General features: G+C 54.0%; 4 protein-coding genes. All 4 read left to right on the top strand.

Annotated elements, in window-relative coordinates; genetic code table 11:
• On the top strand, positions 1-328 hold a 328-nt coding region (locus AC1D1Z_RS35430), incomplete at its 5' end, for an SIS domain-containing protein (protein WP_477853451.1).
• Between the two features lie 79 nt (positions 329-407).
• Entirely contained in the window at positions 408-899 is a 492-nt protein-coding gene (locus AC1D1Z_RS35425; RefSeq protein WP_017968974.1) for a MaoC family dehydratase, read from the top strand.
• 285 nt (positions 900-1,184) lie between these two features.
• The gene (gene nodX / locus AC1D1Z_RS35420; protein WP_477853449.1) at positions 1,185-2,288 is read left to right on the top strand and encodes a nodulation protein NodX; all 1,104 of its coding nucleotides are present in this window, start codon (positions 1,185-1,187) and stop codon (positions 2,286-2,288) included.
• Positions 2,289-2,790: 502 nt separating this feature from the next.
• Positions 2,791-3,423 (top strand): purine-cytosine permease family protein (locus AC1D1Z_RS35415; protein ID WP_477853447.1); only part of this gene is annotated, 633 nt, incomplete at its 3' end.

Genomic DNA, 3,423 nt, shown 5'->3' with positions numbered 1-3,423 from the left:
ACTGAAACACGGCCCGATCGCGCTCGTCGATGAAAACATGCCCGTCATCATTATCGCGCCACATGATCGATTCTTCGACAAGACCGTCTCCAACATGCAGGAGGTTGCCGCACGCGGCGGCCGCGTCATTCTTCTCACCGATGAGAGCGGAGCTACGCGTTCGAAGCTCGATACCATTCACACGATCGTGCTGCCGGATGTCGAGGAAATAATTGCGCCCATCATCTTCTCTCTACCTCTACAGCTGCTTGCCTACTACGTGGCGGTCACCAAAGGAACCGATGTCGACCAGCCGCGCAATCTCGCAAAATCGGTCACTGTCGAATAATTGCATAGCTCCCGGAGCTAGCGCGATTTCGGACAAATACCGAAACCTTCTCATTGGAATTTAGAATAAGTGAGGTCGTATGAATGAAATTTCGCTCGTGGATGTCTTTGGGCGAGTTGGCCAGGAAGTTGGAAGATCCGAATGGATCATGATCGATCAATCAACAGTCGATCTATTCGCGGATGCAACGCATGACCATCAGTTCATTCATGTGAACCCGGAACGCGCTGCGGTGGAAAGCCCGTTTGGCGGCACGATCGCTCATGGTTTCCTGACTCTTTCACTTTTGTCGGTGATGAATTTCAGCGGGATGCCAAAAATTCGCGAGCAGACAATGGGCCTCAACTACGGCTTCGACAACGTGCGCTTCATGTCGCCCGTTAAGACTGGGAGTCGCGTACGCGGCCGCTTCGTATTGTCCGACTGCCGTTTTCGGGGCTCAAGCATGCTGGTGACGACCTACGAGGTGACGGTCGAGATCGAAAACGAGAACCGGCCCGCACTCACTGCCAGTTGGATCACGATTGTTCAGTTTGATCCAAAAGATCGGCCAAAGACGTCTCATAGTTGATCCTAGTTATAGGTATTACCCATCGATGTTGTTAACCAACGAAGGCAAACGATCTGACGGGGGATGCCAATGCCGCTCGGGTTTGCATCCGCAGGCGGCACTGGGCGAAATCAGTCGCCAAGGCGCAAACGGCTCTTTACCTCGACGACAGGCTGTCTGAGCCTTGAGAAGCGGCAATTACACCGTCTTGGCTGCAGACAACTAAGCCGTCCACYACCACACCTGACTTCTGTTCTCAATACACCGCCGAAAGGTTGCGCGGCATCTGCCGGCTAATGGACATTCATGGGACCATCCAATGAACACTCATCCGGCCACCGGAACAACTTCGACCTGTTAAGGCTCTTTGCCGCCTGCCAAGTGATGTTCAGCCACGCGTGGAATTGGCTTCACCTGGGCGATTCTTTGAACGGCACAACGGCCTTCAATCTGTTGTTTTCGACGCCGGGTGTTGCGATCTTCTTTGTAATCAGCGGCTTTCTAGTAACAGATTCTTACATCCGCTCATCGTCGGCGGCCTCTTTTTTCGTCAAGCGGTCGCTCCGAATCTTTCCTGCACTGTTCGTCAACATCGCCGTGATGGAACTTGCCCTGTTTGTGACGGGGGGATTAAATGTCACTGGCATCTTGCAGTATCTGTCTTACTTCACGGTCTACATTCTGACCGCTGCACGAATCTGGGCCGTCTACTTCACCTACGAGCCCTACACGATGAGCGGCTTTTACGGCGTCTCGGACCCAAGTGGAGTGCTGTGGACGCTGACGGTGGAGCTGACATTCTACCTCACCCTGCCAACGCTGTTGGAAATTTGGCRGCGGTGGAAACGAGCAGGGGCGCTAGTCGTTGCCGTCGCTGCTCTCGGGTCTTGGGTCATGGCGCAGCACTTCAACATAACTGATAGGTACAATCCGTTCCTGTCGGTGACAGTGGGCCCGACTTTCTGGATTTTTTCGATGGGAGTTCTTGCTCGGCTTTACTGGCATCGCGTAAGCAGGATCTTTGAGGGGAAGCTCTTGTGGTGGCTGGCAATTCATCTCACGATAACGTGGTGGGTAGCAGGGACGTCCGCTGCATTCATCTCTATCAACAATGCGGCGCCTGTCGATGCATTCCGAATCGCTATTCTTGCCGGTCTAGTCCTGTCGGCAGCGTACTCATTTCCGCGCCCTAACCTTTTGCGCGGGCAGGATCTCTCTTACGGGATCTACCTCTACCATATGCTCGTCATGCACACGCTGATCGGCATCGGATGGGTCGGCCACTGGTGGCTTTGGATCGTCGAGCCGGTCGGGACCGTGGCATTAGCCGCTCTATCATGGGCGCTGATTGAAAAGCCGGCCATGAAGCTTCGCAAATCGTTAGTCGCCAGAAGGCTTTCGGTCGCTTAAACGGAAAGCTCCTGTGAAAGATCGGAACTCAATCGAAGCTGCCACATTGGACGCGCCCAGATCGGGAAAATCGTCGTTTGTCCATGTGATTGGGTTTTTGACTGTCATTCGACTGTTCGTTCGTCCCTATTTCCGGGTCTGGTTATTCCCGCTGAGTTGGTCATAAGGGAATATTGGCCCCTCCGTGAGGGCCAACCAAGATCATTCGATGGGTCCATTATTCTGAGCGCCGAGAGCTAAACAGCCACCGCGGAACGCCGGCTAAACGGTCGCGGAACGTCCGTCGCAGTTTTTCCCGGCGCTGGCCGGCCGCGGGTTCTTGATCACGGCGATCGCCGAGTAAACCTTCGACGGATCCGAGCATTTATTCGCGATCAAAATCTTGGTATACCAACATACCGTATTATGATATACGAAACTTCGGCCGCGCTGCGGCTGCAGCCGTTTGGAGGCAAGAGGCGGCTTGCAAAACTCGTAGAGTAATAAAAGGGGAGCTAAAGCTATGGAAATTGAGCAGCGTACGATCGACTTTATACCTGAGGCAGAACGATACGGAAAAGAACGTGATCTGTTTCCGGTCTGGTTTGGGGCAAATGTCAACTTGACCTCGCTTGTAACGGGAGCGCTTCTGGTCAGCATGGGCTTGAACCTGTTCTGGGCCGTCTTTTCGATTGTTGTCGGCGTTTCCATCGGTACAATCCTTGTAGCATCCCATTCCGTGCAGGGTCCGCGGCTTGGCATCCCTCAGATGATCCAATCTCGGGCGCAGTTCGGCGTGTTGGGCGCGATCTTCCCAATGCTTTTCGTCATGTTTATCTATTTCGGCTTCAGCGTCAGCAACACCCTGCTTGCCGCACAGACGGTGTCAGGCGTCGTAGCGGTTCCACGCTCAGTCTCGATCGTGGTCTTCACTCTGCTGAGCTTCGTCATCGCGCTTTACGGCTATAAGCTGATCCATGACACGCAGCGCTGTCTCACCTTGATCGCTTGCGCGATCTACGCTSGTGTCTTCGWTATCKTGCTGAGCAATCCGCCCAGCCTCGACTATTGGCTGCCAATAGACACAAAGCCAGCGCTTGTCTTTGCCGGTATCTGCGTAACCTGCACCTTTGCCCTGTCGTTCGCGCCCTACTTC

The sequence above is a fragment of the Rhizobium sp. P1_E1 genome (genome assembly GCF_056406015.1).
The sequence above is the reverse complement of the archived record's forward strand: the minus strand, read 5'-3'. Positions and strand labels throughout refer to the sequence as shown.

What these genes read in the sequence shown, in the direction of transcription:
- AC1D1Z_RS35425 (WP_017968974.1), top strand. Translation starts at nt 408, where the DNA reads ATGAATGAAATTTCGCTCGTGGATGTCTTTGGGCGAGTTGGCCAGGAA.